The sequence below is a fragment of the Bradyrhizobium sp. CCBAU 53338 genome (genome assembly GCF_015291665.1).
GTDB lineage: Bacteria > Pseudomonadota > Alphaproteobacteria > Rhizobiales > Xanthobacteraceae > Bradyrhizobium.
Genome location: NZ_CP030048.1, coordinates 2197739 through 2215443, shown reverse-complemented (window position 1 = coordinate 2215443; position 17705 = coordinate 2197739). Strand labels below are relative to the sequence as shown.

The 17705-nt window shown below is 60.8% G+C and carries 16 protein-coding genes; 8 read left to right on the top strand and 8 right to left on the bottom strand.

Annotated features, from left to right (window positions below; translation table 11 throughout):
* The first annotated feature begins 22 nt into the window (after window positions 1-22).
* Window positions 23-1651: an IS66 family transposase gene (locus XH90_RS10420; protein ID WP_194481048.1), complete on the top strand. Its 1629-nt coding sequence runs from the start codon at window positions 23-25 to the stop codon at window positions 1649-1651.
* A 624-nt stretch (window positions 1652-2275) separates the two neighbouring features.
* Here XH90_RS10420 and XH90_RS10415 read toward each other — a convergent pair.
* From XH90_RS10415 to XH90_RS10400, 4 genes are all read right to left on the bottom strand, one after another.
* A complete protein-coding gene (locus XH90_RS10415) occupies window positions 2276-2515 on the bottom strand; it encodes a hypothetical protein (RefSeq protein WP_194481046.1) in 240 nt (79 codons plus the stop codon).
* A gap of 369 nt (window positions 2516-2884) precedes the next feature.
* Window positions 2885-3157 (bottom strand): DUF5985 family protein, encoded by a 273-nt coding sequence (locus XH90_RS10410; protein WP_194481045.1) that lies wholly within the window; start codon window positions 3155-3157, stop codon window positions 2885-2887.
* A gap of 2 nt (window positions 3158-3159) precedes the next feature.
* A complete protein-coding gene (locus tag XH90_RS10405; RefSeq protein WP_194481043.1) occupies window positions 3160-3414 on the bottom strand; it encodes a DUF5985 family protein in 255 nt (84 codons plus the stop codon).
* Between the two features lie 7 nt (window positions 3415-3421).
* Window positions 3422-3793, bottom strand: a complete 372-nt coding sequence (locus XH90_RS10400; protein WP_194481042.1) for a hypothetical protein — start codon at window positions 3791-3793, stop codon at window positions 3422-3424.
* Window positions 3794-4169: 376 nt separating this feature from the next.
* Between XH90_RS10400 and XH90_RS10395 the strand changes: the two genes are divergently transcribed.
* The 3 genes from XH90_RS10395 (at window position 4170) to XH90_RS10385 (ending at window position 8458) form a co-directional block, all read left to right on the top strand.
* Window positions 4170-4973, top strand: coding sequence for a Crp/Fnr family transcriptional regulator (locus tag XH90_RS10395; protein ID WP_194481040.1), 804 nt, complete (start codon window positions 4170-4172; stop codon window positions 4971-4973).
* 105 nt (window positions 4974-5078) lie between these two features.
* Window positions 5079-5999 (top strand): cytochrome c oxidase assembly protein, encoded by a 921-nt coding sequence (locus tag XH90_RS10390; protein ID WP_194481039.1) that lies wholly within the window; start codon window positions 5079-5081, stop codon window positions 5997-5999.
* 65 nt (window positions 6000-6064) lie between these two features.
* On the top strand, window positions 6065-8458 hold the full coding sequence (locus tag XH90_RS10385; protein ID WP_246755761.1) for a trehalose-6-phosphate synthase: 2394 nt from the start codon (window positions 6065-6067) through the stop codon (window positions 8456-8458).
* 27 nt (window positions 8459-8485) lie between these two features.
* Here XH90_RS10385 and XH90_RS10380 read toward each other — a convergent pair whose 3' ends face one another.
* From XH90_RS10380 to XH90_RS10365, 4 genes are all read right to left on the bottom strand, one after another.
* Entirely contained in the window at window positions 8486-10303 is a 1818-nt protein-coding gene (locus tag XH90_RS10380) for a chloride channel protein (protein WP_194481037.1), read from the bottom strand.
* Between the two features lie 134 nt (window positions 10304-10437).
* Window positions 10438-11652 carry an FAD-binding domain gene (locus tag XH90_RS10375; protein ID WP_194481035.1) on the bottom strand — a complete coding sequence of 405 codons (1215 nt, stop codon included), beginning with the start codon at window positions 11650-11652 and terminating at the stop codon, window positions 10438-10440.
* Window positions 11649-12116: a DUF4396 domain-containing protein gene (locus XH90_RS10370; RefSeq protein WP_371748341.1), complete on the bottom strand. Its 468-nt coding sequence runs from the start codon at window positions 12114-12116 to the stop codon at window positions 11649-11651. Before XH90_RS10370 ends, XH90_RS10375 begins: the two co-directional genes overlap by 4 nt.
* A 604-nt stretch (window positions 12117-12720) precedes the next feature.
* Window positions 12721-14814, bottom strand: a complete 2094-nt coding sequence (locus XH90_RS10365) for an adenylate/guanylate cyclase domain-containing protein (protein WP_194481033.1) — start codon at window positions 14812-14814, stop codon at window positions 12721-12723.
* A gap of 298 nt (window positions 14815-15112) precedes the next feature.
* On the opposite strand from XH90_RS10365, the gene XH90_RS10360 reads away from it, so the two are divergent.
* The 4 genes from XH90_RS10360 to XH90_RS10345 are packed head-to-tail and all read left to right on the top strand — an operon-like array spanning window position 15113 to window position 17642.
* Window positions 15113-15418: a DUF2282 domain-containing protein gene (locus tag XH90_RS10360; protein ID WP_194481031.1), complete on the top strand. Its 306-nt coding sequence runs from the start codon at window positions 15113-15115 to the stop codon at window positions 15416-15418.
* A 40-nt stretch (window positions 15419-15458) separates the two neighbouring features.
* The gene (locus tag XH90_RS10355) at window positions 15459-16364 is read left to right on the top strand and encodes a DUF692 domain-containing protein (protein WP_194481029.1); all 906 of its coding nucleotides are present in this window, start codon (window positions 15459-15461) and stop codon (window positions 16362-16364) included.
* On the top strand, window positions 16354-17136 hold the full coding sequence (locus tag XH90_RS10350) for a DNA-binding domain-containing protein (RefSeq protein ID WP_194481027.1): 783 nt from the start codon (window positions 16354-16356) through the stop codon (window positions 17134-17136). The genes XH90_RS10355 and XH90_RS10350 overlap by 11 nt, the downstream gene beginning before the upstream one ends.
* Window positions 17133-17642 carry a DoxX family protein gene (locus tag XH90_RS10345; protein WP_194481025.1) on the top strand — a complete coding sequence of 170 codons (510 nt, stop codon included), beginning with the start codon at window positions 17133-17135 and terminating at the stop codon, window positions 17640-17642. Before XH90_RS10350 ends, XH90_RS10345 begins: the two co-directional genes overlap by 4 nt.
* The last annotated feature ends 63 nt before the right edge of the window (window positions 17643-17705 follow it).

Below are 17705 nucleotides of genomic sequence, written 5' to 3'. Positions count from 1 at the left end.
GTTTTTGTGATTCCATCGATGCATGGGTGACGGTCCCGAGAAGCTGCCGGAAGATATTGAGGCGCTCCAAGCGGCGTTGCTGGCGACGCGTGCCGAACTCGCCAGCGTTCGCGCCCAGCAGTCCGACGACCATGCGCTGATCGCTCACCTGAAGCTGCAGATCAAAAAGCTGAACCGTGATCGCCATGGCCCTCGCTCGGAGCGTACCGCAAGGCTGCTGGATCAGCTCGAACTGACGTTGGAGGAGCTCGAGGCTTCAGCGACTGAGGACGAACTCGCTGCCGAAATGGCCGCGGCCAAGACGACAAAGGTGGCCTCGTTCACGCGCAAGCGGCCGTCGCGCCAGCCGTTCCCGGAGCATCTGCCTCGCGAGCGGGTGCTCGTGCCGGGACCGACGTCGTGCATCTGCTGCGGCGGTTTGCGGCTGTCCAAGCTTGGCGAGGACATCACCGAGACGCTGGAGGTGATCCCGAAATCCTGGAAGGTGATCCAGCACGTCCGGGAGAAGTTCAGCTGCCGTGATTGCGAGAAAATCAGCCAGGCCCCGGCGCCGTTCCACGTCATCGCTCGTGGTTGGGCCGGCCCCAGCTTGCTGGCAATGGTGCTGTTCGAGAAGTTCGGTCAGCACCAGCCGCTAAACCGGCAGGCCGAGCGCTATGCTAAAGAGGGCGTGCCGCTCAGCCTGTCGACCCTGGCCGACCAGGTTGGTGGCTGCACGGCGGCGCTGATGCCTTTGTTCAAGCGCCTCGAGGCCCACGTGCTGAGCGCCGAGCGATTGCACGGAGATGACACGACGGTGCCGGTCCTGGCCAAAGGCAAGACCGATACCGGTCGAATCTGGGTCTATGTGCGCGACGACAAGCCGTTTGGCGGCCAAGCCCCGCCGGGGACAGTGTTTTATTACTCGCGCGATCGCGCCGGCGAGCATCCCCAAGCCCATCTAGCCGGCTACAGCGGCATCTTCCAGGCCGATGCCTATAGCGGCTATGGCAAGCTTTACGAGGCGGGCCGCAACGCAGGTCCGATCCTGGAAGCCGCGTGTTGGGTCCATGCCCGGCGACCGTTCTTCGTAATGGCTGATCTGGCGGAAAATGCGCGCCGCAAGGTACAGGGCAGAAAGCCTGCGGTGATCTCGCCGCTGGCGCTGGAAGCAGTCCGCCGGATCGATGCCTTGTTCGAGATCGAGCGCGGCATCAACGGCGAGAAGCCCGAGCGGCGCCGGGCCGTGCGCCAGGAGCTCAGCGCGCCGCTCGCCGCCGATTTGGAAGGATGGATGCGTGAGCAACGCGCCAAGCTCTCTCGGCGCAACGACGTTGCCAAGGCGATGGACTACATGCTCAAGCGCTGGGGCTCGTTCACCCGCTTCCTTGAGGACGGCCGCATCTGCCTGTCGAACAACGCCGCCGAACGAGCCCTGCGCGGCATCGCTTTGGGGCGGAAGTCTTGGCTGTTCTGTGGCTCCGACCGCGGCGGCGACCGGGCCGCGATGATGTACAGCCTCATCGTCACAGCCAAAATGAACGACGTCGATCCACAAGCCTGGCTCGCCGACGTCCTGGCGCGCATCGCTGCACATCCGCTCCAACAGCTCGACGAACTTCTGCCCTGGAATTGGCGCAACCGAAACAACCAAGTCAACCAAGCCGCCTGAATAACCGCTCCGCGGTACTCACCGGATGCTTACGCACAATCGTACGCCGGCTCACCAACAACTGGCTGGCGCGGAACAATCCCGGCCGCCTTCCGTTCGCGCGCTACGATGTCGCAGCGATCGAGGCGCCGGCGCTTGCCGGCTTCCCTTTTCAGCTCGCGAACGACTTCAGTTGCTTTTATTTGATTGTCGGAGCGTGCCGACTCGACTTCGCAGGTTTTCTCGCCTCGGCTCGGATCCGGCCGCGCGCGAGAAGAAACGAACAGGCTTCAACCCATTATTTGGTCGGCGCACCAGGGCTCGAACCTGGGACCCGCTGATTGGGCATCAGCTATTTTCCAATACAATCAATAGGATGCTTTGCCTCTTGGCTCCTAGCTTGCGATCGAGACCCTATCGATCAGCCGGTCCAATGCATTCGTGACCATGTCGCCTGGCGCAGCAAGGTCGGACGCGTGGTCTTCGCGCGAGGGGTCTGCTTCAAGCACCGCGCGTTGTAGACTGCCGCTTTCTCGCCGCGACACGTCGGTCGGTCCAGTCCATCATTGGACAAGCCGCAACGCCACTCCTGGATCGCCATCCGCTGATGGTCAGTCAGCCCTTCCCACGTTAGCTGGTCCCACTCTAGGCATCCAGAACCTCTCCCACTGTCTCGAATATATCTTCTGCAATTCCTTCAATTGCGCCATCTGCCCAGGCCCGGAAAGCCTTGGCATAAACTAACTTCTCAGCGTTCGGATTGACTGTTGACGTTGGCTCGCCCGCGCTCTCACTCAAAACGAGGGCTCCGACTTCGATCGCTATCGCGGTAATCGCCGCTACGCGACGTTCGTGCTCGTCCAGAACATTTCCAATAGCGCTCATACCGCCGCTTCTTTCCGCCTGCCCTGAGATCTTTCGTAGCTGGATCAGGCTTCATATCTTTCTTTGGGCTGCTCTCTTTTGCACATGAGACAGAGCGAGCGCACGACCTGCTTTCCATTGACTGCCAGCCGCTCATGTACATGCGGCGTTTTATTCGTGCAGAATACGCAATGGCTTTGCGGAAATTGCAATACGGATTGATTTGATTCGTTCATGAGCCCCCCCAATCCGCGATATTCCTTAATGGTTTGGCATGGAGCAATCGCTAAAGCAGACTGAAGTCTCAATCGGTACGGGATCGTACAGGGTTTGTGGCTAGAATTCTCGCGTGCGGCCACGCCGATAATCGGGGCTCGGCAGCGCCTTCAACTATCCGCCTTTACCTGGCGCATTCTTGCGGGCGATCGCAACGGCGATCAGGCCAAACATTACGAGACGCGGCAGATAATAGATGGGCTCGGCCGTATCGGAGACCTGAACCGCACTCAACACAAGACGTGCCAACGCATCGATCGTGAATGCTGCTGCAAACAACAGAAAGAGAGAATCCCGCGTCCGGCGCCAGAACTTTGCGAAGAACCCGGCAACCGCAAGCGATGCCGTCGCTGCGGCGCCGGCCAAGATGTCAGCGACGTGCTCCATCTCTAATCCTCCCAGATCAGGCCGTACAGAAGAACCAGCGTCGACAACAGCGCGATGCTCGTCCTGAGTATCGAGAGGTCTGTCGCAGGGAACACCAGCTTGTCCATCCAGAGCGCCACATTGTTCAATACAAGCCCGGCAAAGCAGATCGAACTCCATAACAACAAGCGGGAGGTGGTCGCGCGATAAGCGCGAATGAGTAACCACGCGCACAAAGCGCTGGTGATCGCACAGAGACTGTAGATCGCCGCGGCCATGGGCGACCTAGTCCTTCCGAAACTTAAAGGCATCCGAGAACGCCCGGATACCGCGCGGCTTCGAATGGATGAGATTGGTAATGGTAATCAGCTGACGCGCATAGGCTTTCGCCAGCGCGTCCACCGTCGCTCCGTCGCTGGATGTCGGAGCGTAGCGATAAAGCTGATTCTGCCGCCTCAAGAATCCGGCGCTGGCAAGTCCGGCGAGAGCAGCGCCCATTTCTGCGGGTGGTGCGTACAGGCGTTTTGCAACGGCAATCGCGTTCCATTCCTCGGCCGGCCGCTCGCGCAAGAACAGAAGGGCTTCCAGCTGAGCCACTGTATCGATATGCCGCAGAATCAAGTCGCGGACCTCCTCGGATAGCAGCTCTTCGGACATCGACGATCTCGGACGGCAGGTGCGGCAGAGCGGTGACGCCAAGCATAAAGTTCATAGCAGCACCGAAACAGCCGGCTCTACATCCCACGTCTCGACGAATCCAACAATGCCGGCAAAGCGAATGACCCCGACCCGTCGCTGAAGGAACTGTACGCTAGCGTACTGACGCGTTCCGGAAAAGCGACCGTAACGAACAATTGCCTCTGACCCTCCCACATTTTTCATACTTTAGTCGGTCGAGAGGAACTTCGAGATTTGAGATCCCCATGCGACAACATGCTGCGTCGGGGCAAAACTTGTGTGTCTATGCAACTGCCAATACGCTCGGATGGCGCTCCAGCACAATGGTTGCTATGCACGACAACCGAAAGAGCGAATGGTGGAAGAGGTTCGGAACAAGCTGCTTCGTCTGATCCCGGCTGAGGAGCTCGCGGGCATTGTCGGCGTTTGCGAGCGCATTCAGCTCCGTCGCCATCAGGTCCTCCATCATTACCGGCTGCCGATGGAGTACGTCTATTTCGTCGAAAGCGGACTCGTCTCGGTGGCCGCTCGCGTCGATCAGGACAAATTTGTCGAAGTCTGGCTGATTGGGTCGGAAGGCCTGGTTGGCGCGCCAGTTCTGCTTGCAGCCAAGTCGGCGCCTCTGCACCGCAGGACCGTTCAGGTGGACGGGGAAGCGTTACGAGTCAAAACCAGTGATTTCTCGAAGATTCTTGAGAATCTCCCGTATTTGCGCTCAGTCGTGGAGCGATATCTGGCCGCCGTCCTCGTGCAGACCTCGCAATCGGGAGCTTGCAATTCCTATCACGATCTCAGACAGAGGCTTGTCCGCTGGTTGCTCGTCGCTCGCAGCTCGCTGGGCACGGATAACATGCCGCTCACCCACATGATGTTGGCGGAACTGCTAGGGGTGCGGCGCGCCAGCGTGACGGAGTGCCTTGAAGGCCTGCAGAAGGAAGGAACCCTGTCGACCAGACGAGGCTGCATAACAGTTGAAGACGCCGTCGGACTGTCGAAGTTGAGCTGCGACTGCTTCAGCTTGATCGAATACGAGTATCGCCGCCATCTGCTCCTGGCCGATCATGCGTCGCATCGGGAAACGGGTGCGACAATCACGTCTACATCTGCTCCGATCCTTCCAACAACGAGCGCGCGCGCACCGAGCCGCACTTCTGGCTAAATTCCCGAGAAACTCGGAATCTCTACTTCACCACCAACAGTAACAATCACAAGATCGTCGAGAAGTGCCAGTAGTTGACTGGCGCCCGACTTCTGCGAGACGACAATGCAATCACGCCGTCGGAAGAACCTGAACGTTCTCGTACCATGCTTCATCACCTTGGCAATCATGTGCGGCCTGGTGGCCTACTCGCCGGAATTGTATCGAGCGTTCTGCGGCGCAACCGGTTACGGAGGAACGACGCAAAGAGCCTATGGCGATCCCGCAAGCACGTCACAGAAAACTGTAACGGTTGCCTTCGATAGCAACGTATCACCCGGCCTGCCGTGGCGGTTCGAGCCGGAACAGCGCTCCGTGACCGTTCACCTCGGCGAACAAAAGCTCGTATTCTTCAGCGCCGAGAACCTGAGCGATCAGGCGACGGTGGGACATGCGACCTTCAATGTCACGCCACCAACGAGCGGCATCTACTTCAACAAGATTCAGTGCTTCTGCTTCAACGAGGAGCGTCTCGATCCACATCAAAGGGTCGACATGCCCGTCGTTTTCTATGTCGATCCGGCCTTTTCGAAAGACTCGGACATGGATCACGTTGATACGATCACACTAAGCTACACGTTCGGCCGCTCGGCAAGTCCGTCGCAAGCAAAGGATCTCGCGCGCTTTCTTGCCGATGCCGCACCGGACGCGATCCACGGCCGCGAGCTCTTCACCCAGCGGTGTACAGCGTGCCACGCCTTGGATCGCAACAAGATCGGACCGATGCTTGGAGGGGTGGTCGGACGCACCGCCGGCTCGGTTGCCCGCTACAATTATTCAGCAGCGCTGCGGAACGCTGGCCTTGTCTGGTCGGTGGACAAACTCGACCAATGGCTGGCCGATCCCAAGAAGGCGGTGCCTGGAGCGCGCATGCCGGTTCGTGTACTCGATGCTCCCTCTCGTCACGATATTATCGCCTACCTGCAGAAGGTCGGTGTATCCGGCCAGGCGAATGGGAAGACACGAACATCCGAACCGGAGTACTAGGGAGGCGCCGACATGATCCCTATGATGCACCATGCTGAAATCCCGTCGAACCGGATTTCCTGACGATGGCCCATCGAGCAAACGTCGAACATGGCGGAATCATGCGAGGCTATGGCCGCCTGATGCACCGCATTGGTGCTGACCGGTTGTTCGGAAGTCCTGTCACGCGGTACGTCATTCTTGGGCTTGCCGCGATTGGTCTTGTGATTGCCGCTCTCACGCTCCTCGCATCGGTCATGGTCGAGGACTGGTCGCAGCGCGACATCGACCTTCGTTCGCGCCTTGTCTTTCGATCGATCCGGGATCAGGTGGCGACGGCGATGACGGCCAGACCCGAGATCGATCTCGTTCCCGTGTTCGAGCGGATTACCGAGGACGAACGCATTCTGGCGCTCGGCTTCTGCACCGAACCTGGGCAATTGCGCTACGCAACCAAGGCTTTTCCGAAAGCGGTCACCTGTGACAGCGTCAAGCGGGACAAGTCCAGCGCCTTCGCGACTGTTACGGATTCCGGACGGCGAATCCATATAAGCTCCTTTCCGATCACCGGAGGCGTTTCGACGGGCCATCTCCTGGTGCTGCACGATCTGGCGTTCATCGAGGAGCGCGCAAGCGAGGCGCGCCTCTATACCGTGCTCGCGCTCGTAGGGGTAACGGCAGGCCTGGGCCTGCTTGGGACGGCAATCGTACTGACACTGATGCGTGCCTGGAGCCGCTCGATCCGCGGTGCACTCGTCGAGGTACAGCAGGGTAACGCTACCGGGCCGCCGCAACGCAGCAACTTTCCTCTCAATCGCGAGGTCCACGCGGCGCTTTCCGAGTTGCGCATGGAGCGGCGCTTTGCATATGGCATTCACATCGAATGGTCGCCCAGGACGCTGCACCGCGTGCTCGTCGAAGAGCTACCGCGCGCTCAAGTCATGGTCGTTTCCAATCGCGAGCCTTACATCCACAACCATTCCGACAACGGCATCGCATTGCAGATCCCGGCGAGCGGCTTGGTCGCCGCGCTCGAGCCGGTGATGCGAGCCTGCGGAGGCACATGGATAGCGCACGGCTCGGGTTCAGCCGACCGAGACACCGTCGATGCCACGGATAGAGTGCGCGTGCCTCCCGCCGATCCTGCTTATTTGCTCCGTAGGGTATGGCTCTCAGAACAAGAGCAAAATGGATATTACTACGGCCTCGCGAACGAGGGGCTTTGGCCTCTCTGCCATATCGCATTCGTCCGGCCGATTTTTCGAGAGGAGGATTGGACGCAATACCGCAGAGTGAACGAGCGCTTTGCCGATGTGGTCGTTCGGGAGGCGAGTTGCGATGATCCCGTCGTGCTGGTGCAGGATTACCACTTCGCGCTGCTGCCCCGGATGATCCGCGACCGGTTACCCAAAGCGACGATTATCACATTTTGGCACATCCCCTGGCCGAACGCCGAAACCTTCGGAATCTGTCCCTGGCGCCGGGAAATCATCGACGGCTTGCTGGGGAGCAGCATTCTCGGTTTCCACACGCAATTCCACTGCAACAATTTTATCGAGGCGGCGGATCGGTTCATGGAGAGCCGCATCGACCGGGAGCATGCATCCATCACGTTCGGCGGTCAGGAAACGCTGATCAGGCCCTATCCGATCTCGATTGAGTGGCCACCGGCCGCGCTTGCCCAACAAGCTCCGGTACGCGAATGTCGTGACGCGGTCCGGAGGCGGTTTGATCTGCCGTCCGACATGCGAATTGCCATCGGCATTGAGCGCTTCGACTATACCAAGGGCATCCTCGATCGCATTCGCGCGGTTGATGATCTGCTGACCCGACATCCTGAATGGGTCGGACGTTTCGTTTTGATTCAGGCTGCTGCACCGACGCGCAGCAAGCTAGGCCCCTACAGCGCCCTACAGGCGGAGGCCGAGCAACTCGTCTCAAAGGTCAATGCGCGGCACGGCCGAGATGGCTTCGAACCGGTCCGCCTCGTGGTTCGTCATCACGAACCCACTGAGGTCTTCGAACTCTTCAGGGCCTCCGATATGTGCATAGTCTCAAGCCTGCACGACGGCATGAACCTCGTTGCCAAGGAATTCGTCGCCGCGCGCGACGACGAACAGGGGGTGCTGATGCTGTCGAGCTTCGCCGGTGCCTCGCGCGAGCTGTCTGAAGCGCTGATTGTCAACCCTTACGACACACACGGAATGGCGGAAGCGTTCCTGCAAGCGTTGCGCATGTCGGTTGCGGAACAGCGTGACCGCATGCGCCTGATGCGCGAACTCGTGCGAGAGCGCAACGTCTATCGATGGGCAGCCCAGATGCTGCTGGATGCAGCGCGCCTTCGACAGCGCCAGCGCATCGCATCAGCGAACCCAACTGGAATTGACCGGATCTCGCCGCTACCAGTAGCGCCTGGCGAGCGCAAAACAGCTGATGCACGTCTCTGTATTTCCATGGACGTCGAGGGCCGCTGCGAATGAGCCAGTGGCAGCCCCTCGCGCAGACGATCAGTCCTCGTAGCTATTGATCACCGCGTCAGCGATAACGCGCTTTGTGACGATACCGACGATGTCAGCCACGCGGGGACGTGAGCCGCCACGGAACACGATTGCCGCGCCCGCGCGGTGGCGCTTCAACCTTGCAAATACCAGGCTCAACAGGTCCTGGTCCCGGCATATCACCAGCCGCCTTTCGGCAAATGTCTCAACCAGAAGCCCGGGATTGGTATGCGATTCGACCCAAAGGCCGGAACGTGGCGGAATGAGTCCGACGATCCGGCCATCGCGCTCAACCACAATGGCACGGGCGTCATCGACGTCCTCCGCGGCCATGGCCTCCTTCAGCGTCGTGCCTGCTTTGGCAACGATGAAGCGGCGTTCCATGATGTCCTGAGCCTGCTTCACCAGATAGAGGTTAATATGTCGCTCCTTCGGGATGCGGTGACCGCGATGGCGCAGCTTCACCGTGTAAATCGTCTCGTTGACGAGCGCGCGTCTCACGCCTGCGGCCAGCGCAACCGCGACGATTACCGGAACAATGATTGCATAGTCCCGCGTCATCTCGAACACCATGACGATGGCCGTCATGACACCACCCGTGCCCGCGCCGACGATCGCAGCCATCCCGACGATAGCCGCCGAGGATGGCGTCAGTCCGGAATGAGGGAGAATGGAGCTGCTCGCCGCGGCAAAAGCTGCGCCCAATGTGGCGCCGAGATAGAGCGAGGGCGAGAATATCCCGCCCGAAGCCCCACAGCCGAGGCTCACCGTTGTGGCAGTTAGCTTCAGGACAAACAGCAGCGCAAGCAGCCCCGCGGTCGTCATCTTGTGGTCGAGGATGTCCTGGATCACCGAATAGCCGACGCCATCGACGTAAGAATGACCGAAGGTATGGGTGAGAATCACCATCATCAAGCCGACTATCGACATGCCGATGATATTCTGGATGTATTCATTGCCGGACAGCTTCGGAAACCCGTCCTCCATGAAGACGAGCAGGCGAATAAATGCCCATGCTGCCGCGCCACAGAGCAGGCCCAGCAAAGTAAAGGCTATCGCTTCCTGCACGTTGAATGACGCAACCATGTTGAACTGAATGTCCGGAACCGCAAAAGCTGGGTCAGGACCGATCAATATTCGGCCGATCGTGGTCGCAGCGCCCGTGGCCACAACCACGGGGAGAAATGTCCGGTTCGAGACTTCGGGCAGGAGAATTTCGAGAGCGAACAGCACCCCGCCGAGCGGCGTGTTGAACGTTGCGGCAATGCCGGCGCCGGCACCTGCCGAGAGGAGCGTGATCTTTTGCCGGGTCGAGAGCCCGATGAATTGGGCAAAGGCCGACCCGAGCGCCGAGCCGATCTGAATGATGGGCCCTTCCCGTCCGACAGCGGCGCCGGTGCCGATCGATACGGCTGAAGCCAAAGCCTTGATCAAGGCGACAGTGCCGCGGATATTTCCGTGCTTATAGAATATTGCGTCCATGACTTCAGGCACGCCATGGCCCTTCGCTTCGGGCGCGAAGCGCCGGACGAGGAAAACGACGACGAGGCCGCCGATCACCGGCGAGAACAGCAAGAGGTCGCCAAAACGGCTCGGCCCCTCGCTGACGTTCGCGTTGTAAACGAAGCTGAGTGCCCCGCTGTAAAATAGATTGTGCACGAAGGCGATCAAAACGCGAAAGGCAACGGCGCCAAGCCCGGTCATGCCGCCGATCACCAGTGCTAGACCGCAGAGTACGAGCAGGCTGACCCTTCGCTCTTCGGCGAGCGGCTTGGGGATCGTACCGATCAATGCTTTGCTTTCGCTGGACGTCAGGGCTGCGGGCATTTGGTTTTCAAGATCGATACAGGAACGGACATGTCATGGAATGAACGCCTTGTGCTGGAACGGCGCCGACCGAGTGCCGCCGTAAGACGTCACATCAAGCTGGTGGTCCCAATCAGCGTGCTTCAATTCGGGCATCATTGGGCGGCCGACGTCAATCGGTCGAGGGAGGGCCAGCTGTAGTCGGGAAGCTCCAGTTCGTCCGCGATATCGCGTCCTATTGCGAGCCTCGCGACGCCAGGTATGGCAAACGTTCTGGTCACGAGATTGCGAAAAAGCATTCCCGAGCGTGTCTTCGGCGCGAGCGCGCCGGCAAAGCGCTCGGCCGCCTGTTGCTTTTTCTGGATATAGCTCATCAGCCGCGCCTCACATCTGGCAAACGCCTCCCGATGTCGTCCACCAGCTGCGGCAAGTTCGCCTGCCAGTACGTAGGCTGATATCATCGCAAGTGCCGACCCTTGGCCGGCCAGGAGCGAGACGCAGAAGGCGGCATCACCGACAAGGATCACCCGACCTTGCGACCAGCTCGGCATTCTGATCTGGCTCACGCTGTCGAAGTAGAGATCGCCGGTTGGCCCTAGCTCCCTGAGCATCTGATCGCATTCCCAACCGTCGCCGCCATAGACTTCACGCAAGACCGCCTTTTGTGCGCCCGGTACATCCGGCAATGTCGCAACTCCTGCGGTGAACACCAGTAGGAACAACGTGCGATCGTCGCGCAGCGTGAAGCGGCCGACCATGCGGCCAGGCTGGCCATAGATCAAATACACATCCTCATCGCGGGGACGATAACCACGAGCCTCAAAAGCCGCGACGACGTAGCCTAGATTTCGTACGAACCGCGCCTCGGGTCCAAAAGACAGCTTCCGGACGACTGAATGGAGCCCGTCGGCACCGACGAGGAGATCGAACCGACGTTGGCCGCCATGTTTCAGTTCGACCTTGACGCACTCTGCCTGCTCTTCGACAGCAACGATTTCGTCGCCGAAAATGGTTTCGACTTGGCCGGCGATCCTGTCGAACAAGAGACGCGAAAGATCGCTGCGCTGGAGGGTGACGAAGCGCCCGTTCGTCAATTCGGAAAACACCCGAGTGCCAAAGCCGGCCAAACGACAACCGCTGTCATCGACGATGCGCAGTTCCTGCGCGCGATAGCCAACGCGGTTGATCTCCGGGAGCAGTCCCATCCGTTCGGCGATCGTGTAGCCAAGTCCCCAGAAGTCGATAACGTAACCGCCACTACGCAAGGCAGGTGCGCGCTCGACGAGCGTGGGCTCAAACCCCGCAGCTTTAAGCCAAAAAGCAAGCGTCGGTCCAGCGATGCCTGCGCCCGAGATCAGGACCGTTGTCACATTCTCTCCTTAACACCGGCCTTGATCAACCACCAGTTCACCGGATAGCTCGTCAGTAAGCCGGCCATCATGGCAATCTGCATCATGAACCAGAACTCCGGCATTGAACCCTCGAGCTTCTGCCCCAGGAGCTTTGGGAACAAAACGAATTGCGCAATCGCCATGAAGCCGTACATGCCGACTTGCCACGCGGTGAGCGAGAGCGCATCTGCCTTCATTGCGTGTCGAATTCCCTCGCCAGGCGACAACTGCCGCGTCGGTTTAATCGTGAAGTACTGAAAGGCGACGCCCAGTACAAAAGCGAAGATGTAGTCCACGATCCAGATCGCAAAAATCTTCTCCGAAAACAAGCTGTGCCATCCGGCCCAGACGGCAATCACCGGAGACGCCAGAGCGAGACTCTCGGCGATAATGTCCCCTACCGTACATCCGGCACCGCAGTGCATTGCACCCTTGGCGACCATCGCCGAATACGGCGTCGAATCGTTGGTCGATTTATCGCTCGATGTCTCGACGTCGCGTACGGCTAGTCGTCCGAAGCGAAAATAGAACTACAACGTTGGTACGGTACCGAACAGAGCGTTGACTGGCCAGACTACGTTCATGATCCACATGTGCTGCGGATGGCGAATGAGGTCAATTGCAATGACGACGGCGCAGACAATTCCGAGTGAAAGGAACGCTAACGCTAGGTCGTGAAGCCAAGCCGAAACCATAATGCTTCCCAGGTTTAGGACGAAGAACGCTCGGAAGCATGCGTTAGTTCGACTACAGCTACGCCATGGCGGCAGTACCTCATCACAGGCCACGCTTGCGGTAGGCCAAGGGTAGTCCAGCGCAATCCGCCGGATGATTGCCAGCCTCTCAATCTTTTCAGTTCGGGACTGCCGGGCTGACTGGGGCGCTCCTCGATCATTCATTCTCTCCGCAGCTGTCTAACGGAGACGGCCTCAGCGAAAATGCGGACTTGCGCCAAGACCCATCCGCGGAGGGCTGTCGCCGGCGGAGAAGTGCTCCGCAGTGGCGAGACTATCCGTCCATCGATGCAGTTGCGATGTGTCGTACGACCTATTTTGAATTTAGGATCGTGACCGGACGCCAAAATTCGTGGTGGCCTTTCAGAAGCTCTTCGCACCGCGCTAGCATTGCCTTCGCCGCGACATCCTCGGGTCGATCCAACAACACCTTCTCGAAATCAACGACCGCGCCCTCGAGGTCGCGGCTGCGATATTTGGCAAGACCGCGCTCATAGCGCGCGATCCACGTTGCGGCGTGGCGCTCTGCGTCGACCTCGCCCGCCAAACCGATCAACTCATGGATCGCGACCCCCTCCTCGCGGCCGTAGACTGCGATGCTGTCGATCTCGCGCGTGATAATGGCACCACGGGCAAGGCGCTCGGTTGCCTCACCGATCAGGACTTGCGTGCCATAGCTCTTGTTGGCGCTTTCCAGGCGGCTTGCAACGTTCACGGCGTCGCCGATCACCGTGTAGTTCAGCCGCAACTCGGAGCCGATATTGCCGACCAGCATGCGGCCGGAATTGATGCCGATGCGGATTTGAAGGGGATCGCCGAGATCGTCGGTGAGGCCGGACTCGACGATGGCGCGGCGGATGTCCAGCGCGGCACGGCAGCAGCGCTCCGCGTGATCGGCTTGCGGCTGCGGTGCGCCCCAGAAGGCCATCACGGCATCGCCGATGAATTTGTCGATCGTCCCGCCATTGGCGACGACGACTTCCGAGGCAAGGTCGAGATAGCGCGACAGCAAGGGTACGACACGGTCGCCCATCCGCTCCGAAAGGCCGGTAAAGCCCGCCACATCCACGAACATCACGCTCAATTCCTGGATTGCGCCACCGGGTTTTGCCTCGACGCCCTGGCGCAACAGCGCCCGGACGAGATCCGCCGGAATGAACTTTCGGAATGCCGAGAGGCCGGCTGCCATCTCTGCGATGGCGCCCGACAAGCTTGCGATTTCCTTCAGTCGCGAGGGATGGCGGCGCACCAGCTCCAGTGCAAAGGTCTCGACGTGGCGGATCTCACCAACGACACGGGAGAGCGGTGCCGCAATCACCGTGCGGGCGAGCAAGGCGGAAGCGAGCGCCGCAAGCACCGCGCCGACGGCGAGGCCGAGGATCAAGTGCCGTAGCGTTGCCTCGACTGGGCCGAGAAACTCGGCCTCTGGAATGATGGTTGCGATCCGCCAGCCGGGAAACGGCAGCGGCGTGAGTGCAAACTCGTAGGCGGCACCGTCTGAGGTGAGCCGGCTCCGCCAGCTGTCCTTGGCAGTGCCGGCCTGGGCCAGCGCCTTCTGCGCCAGCGGCAACAGCTTCTGGTCACCGCGCGCGGGGTGCAATTCGTCTGCGTCCTTGTCGGGCGCGGCGACGAGTTCGCCGTTGCCGTCGAAGATGAAGGCCGTTCCGGTGCGCCCGACCTCGAGCTGGGCGAGGAAGCGTGCAAGGCGCGTGTATTCGATCATGATCGCCAGGACGCCCTGGCGCTCCTGATAGACGTCGATCGGCCCCGCAAAGGCGATCGATGGACGCTGCCCGATCGGATGGTCCGTGACCTTGAACCATTCGGGCTCTTCGGCCTTCAGTCCGGTCTTGAACCAGGTGCGATCGGCAACGCGGAAATCCGTCGGCTCGAAACGGCGGTTGGCGAATTCGATATCGCCGGGCACGACATCGTATTCGTCGACGCGGCGCTGGCCGGCATGATCGGTGAGCGAGATCTCCATCATTTCCAGGCGGCCATCGCCGAGTTTGTGAGCTGCAAAGAACGCGCCGTCGGGCCAGCCGAACGCGACCCAGGAAATCGTCGCCTGCGACTGCAGTTGAGACAGGAACACGAATTCGCGCTTGTCGGCCTCGCGGGTATCGAGGACGTTCTGCAGGAAAAGTGTGCGGATCGCAGTGTGCGCCGCGCGCGCTTCGTCGACGATCGCGCCGACTTCCTTGCGGACGGCCGCGACGATCTGCTCATTGATGGTCGAGGCAAGTTGCCGGCTGGTTGCCTCCGCCGTGCGCCACCATAGGAGGCTGGACAGGGCTGCGGTCAAAAGGATCGCGGTCAGGACCAGCGCCGACACTGCGAGACGGATGCTGACCGTGAGCCGCCGCAGCGCCTGGCTCGATATCACGCGTCCGGGGTCGGCGTTCATGGCTTTGATCCAACGGGTTGGCGAGGCGCAACTGGTAGCCTTCTTCGCAGGCCCGCAGCCGTTCGTTACATCTTGCAGATGCCGGCAATGCCGGCCAATGCCCGCCGGCTAGTGTCTCCATAGACACCAGGCATTGGAATTGTCTCCCCGCCTGCCGCTAATTCGCCCCCCAAGCGCACGACGTCGTGCGCTTTACCCAACGGTCTCACCAACTCGTGAGCGGGCTTTCGGTAACGGCGGCTGCGGCGAGGACGATCGAGACACTGGGCCCATCGCCCTACTCCAGAGGAGAGATCTCATGTCTGCCAAGACCACCATCAGTTCGCTTGTAGTCGCCGGCGCCGTCTCAACCGCACTCGCAACCCTCGCTTCCGCCGCTCCGCTGACCAAGGCCGAGGCCGATGCCGCCATCGCTGCCAAGAAGGAAAAGTGCTTCGGCGTCGCGCTGAAGGGCCAGAACGACTGCGCTGCCGGACCGGGCACAACCTGCCAGGGCACCTCAACGGTCGATTTCCAGGGCAACGCATGGAAGTTCGTCCAGGGCGGCACCTGCACCAGCATCGATTTGCCTGGCGGCAAGAAGGGCTCGCTCAAGCCGGTCTGAGCTAAGGCGACATCAAGGCAAACCAGCGCGGAGGAGCGACATGGACGCAACGATCAGGCCCCGGACGTCCGCGGCCGTCCCCCTCCGCTTTTCGCCTCCCGTCGGCGGCGTCGCCGGGACGAGTTTCAAGCCGGAGCACCTGACCGCAATTCTCGAGGAATGCCCGCACCGTGGTTTCTTCGAGGTCCACGCCGAGAATTACATGGGCGCGGGCGGACCGCCCCATCGGATGCTGGAACGATTGCGCCGCGATCATCCGCTCTCGCTGCACGGCGTCTGCCTGTCGATCGGCGGACCCGCGCCGCTCGACCGTGCGCACCTGGCACGCTTTCGCGGCCTTGTCGCGCGCTATCAACCAGCGCTCGTCTCCGAGCATCTGGCATGGTCGACACACGGGACCAGCTTCTTCAACGATCTTCTGCCACTGCCCTACAACAAGGAAACCCTTACTCGCGTCTGCGACCACATCGACGAGGTGCAGGAGGCAATCCGGCGGCCGATCCTGCTGGAAAACCCCTCGACCTACGTGGCGCTCCGCAACTCCACGATGTGCGAGACCGACTTCATCCGCACCGTCGCCGAGCGGACCGGCTGCGGCCTGTTGCTTGACATCAACAACGTCTTCGTATCCGCGGCCAACCACTGCTTCTCGGCACTGCAATATCTTGCTGACTTCCCCTTGGCAGGTGTCGGTGAAATTCACCTTGCTGGCCACGCCGAGCAGGGCGATGACGAAGGCAAGCTGTTGCTGATCGACAGCCATGACGGTCCGGTCGCGGACGCAGTGTGGAAGCTGTTCGAGATCGTAATCGCGCGCTGCGGTCCCGTTCCGACGCTGATCGAATGGGACAGCAATATTCCGGATTGGCCCGTCCTGCAGGCCGAAGCCGCGGCCGCACAGGCGATCCTGGATCGCCATATCGGGAGGGTTCGTCGTGCAGCCTGAACCGACTGCCTCCTACGCGGCCGCGTTCGCGCCTGCCTTGCTCGATCCTGGCAGCGAGGTACCGAGCATCGTGACCGGGCCGTGCGGCAAATCGGCCGCCACGTGCTACAACGTCTATCGCAACAACGTCACGGTCAGCCTGATCGACGCGCTCGCGTCGATCTACCCGGCGGTGCAGCGCCTGACGGGTACGGATTTTTTTCGCGCCATGGCGCGTTTCCATATCCGCGAAACCCCGCCGACGTCCCCGCTGCTGTTCGACTACGGTCGCGATTTTCCGGCCTTCATCGAGGGCTATGAACATGCTCGATCGCTGCCCTGGCTCGCCGATGTCGCGCGGATTGAGCGGGCATGGCTTGACGCCTATCACGCCGCCGACACCGCGCCGCTGTTGCCATCTTCGCTTGCAACAGTCGCGCCCGATCGTCTGGCAAGCCTTGTCTTCACACTACATCCGGCGGCCTGCGTGGTGCGGTCGCCTTACGCGGCGGTAACCATCTTCGCCGCTAACCGCGGCACGGAGGCTGCGAACACCATCGACGCATCTGTACCGGAAGACGCCCTGATCACTCGGCCGGACGCCGATGTCGTGGTGCGACTATTGCCACCCGGCGGCGCGGCGTTCCTGGCCTGCCTGATGTCGGGATGCATGCTGGCAGAAGCCGCCGCAGCGGCGCTGGACGACGCACCTGAATTCGATCTCGCCACCAACATAGCCGGCCTGTTCGAGGCGGGCGCCTTCGCCTCGCTGACGTCTGGAGACGCAAGATGATCTCGGAACAACGGATCGTGCCTTCGAACATCCTGCCCTCTTTCGGAGCGCTCATCGACCGGGCCAATGGTCTTGTCCAGACGATCGCGACTCCATCCATGGTGCAGCTCGCACTGCGCCTGGCGTTGGCGGTCCCATTCTGGCGCTCCGGGATCCTCAAATGGACCGGCTTTCTCAAGCTAAGCGACGTTGCGGTGACGCTGTTTACCGACGAATTCATGCTGCATCTGCCCGGTGGCCCCTATCACTACCCGATCCCTGCGACGATGGCTTTCCTGTCCGGCTGCGGCGAGATCATGTTCCCGGTTCTGCTCGTGCTCGGCCTCGGCACGCGCTTTGCCGCGCTTGGGCTGCTGTTCATGACCGTCATCGTCGAGCTCACCGTGCCGGACGGCTGGCCGGTCCACATCACCTGGGCCGCGATGGCGCTGGCGATCATGGCCTATGGACCTGGGCGCGTCTCGCTCGATCATTTGTTTTGCAGGTTTGTGATGCATCCCGACTGATAACACCCGGATAGTTGTGACCGTCCGTGCGCGAAGCCCTCAAGCTCAACTCGAACGCCATGG

What these genes read in the sequence shown, in the direction of transcription:
- XH90_RS10420 (WP_194481048.1), top strand. Translation starts at nt 23, where the DNA reads ATGGGTGACGGTCCCGAGAAGCTGCCGGAAGATATTGAGGCGCTCCAA.
- XH90_RS10415 (WP_194481046.1), bottom strand. Translation starts at nt 2,515, where the DNA reads ATGAGCGCTATTGGAAATGTTCTGGACGAGCACGAACGTCGCGTAGCG.
- XH90_RS10410 (WP_194481045.1), bottom strand. Translation starts at nt 3,157, where the DNA reads ATGGAGCACGTCGCTGACATCTTGGCCGGCGCCGCAGCGACGGCATCG.
- XH90_RS10405 (WP_194481043.1), bottom strand. Translation starts at nt 3,414, where the DNA reads ATGGCCGCGGCGATCTACAGTCTCTGTGCGATCACCAGCGCTTTGTGC.
- XH90_RS10400 (WP_194481042.1), bottom strand. Translation starts at nt 3,793, where the DNA reads ATGTCCGAAGAGCTGCTATCCGAGGAGGTCCGCGACTTGATTCTGCGG.
- XH90_RS10395 (WP_194481040.1), top strand. Translation starts at nt 4,170, where the DNA reads ATGGTGGAAGAGGTTCGGAACAAGCTGCTTCGTCTGATCCCGGCTGAG.
- XH90_RS10390 (WP_194481039.1), top strand. Translation starts at nt 5,079, where the DNA reads ATGCAATCACGCCGTCGGAAGAACCTGAACGTTCTCGTACCATGCTTC.
- XH90_RS10385 (WP_246755761.1), top strand. Translation starts at nt 6,065, where the DNA reads ATGGCCCATCGAGCAAACGTCGAACATGGCGGAATCATGCGAGGCTAT.
- XH90_RS10380 (WP_194481037.1), bottom strand. Translation starts at nt 10,303, where the DNA reads ATGCCCGCAGCCCTGACGTCCAGCGAAAGCAAAGCATTGATCGGTACG.
- XH90_RS10370 (WP_371748341.1), bottom strand. Translation starts at nt 12,116, where the DNA reads ATGGTCGCCAAGGGTGCAATGCACTGCGGTGCCGGATGTACGGTAGGG.
- XH90_RS10365 (WP_194481033.1), bottom strand. Translation starts at nt 14,814, where the DNA reads ATGAACGCCGACCCCGGACGCGTGATATCGAGCCAGGCGCTGCGGCGG.
- XH90_RS10360 (WP_194481031.1), top strand. Translation starts at nt 15,113, where the DNA reads ATGTCTGCCAAGACCACCATCAGTTCGCTTGTAGTCGCCGGCGCCGTC.
- XH90_RS10355 (WP_194481029.1), top strand. Translation starts at nt 15,459, where the DNA reads ATGGACGCAACGATCAGGCCCCGGACGTCCGCGGCCGTCCCCCTCCGC.
- XH90_RS10345 (WP_194481025.1), top strand. Translation starts at nt 17,133, where the DNA reads ATGATCTCGGAACAACGGATCGTGCCTTCGAACATCCTGCCCTCTTTC.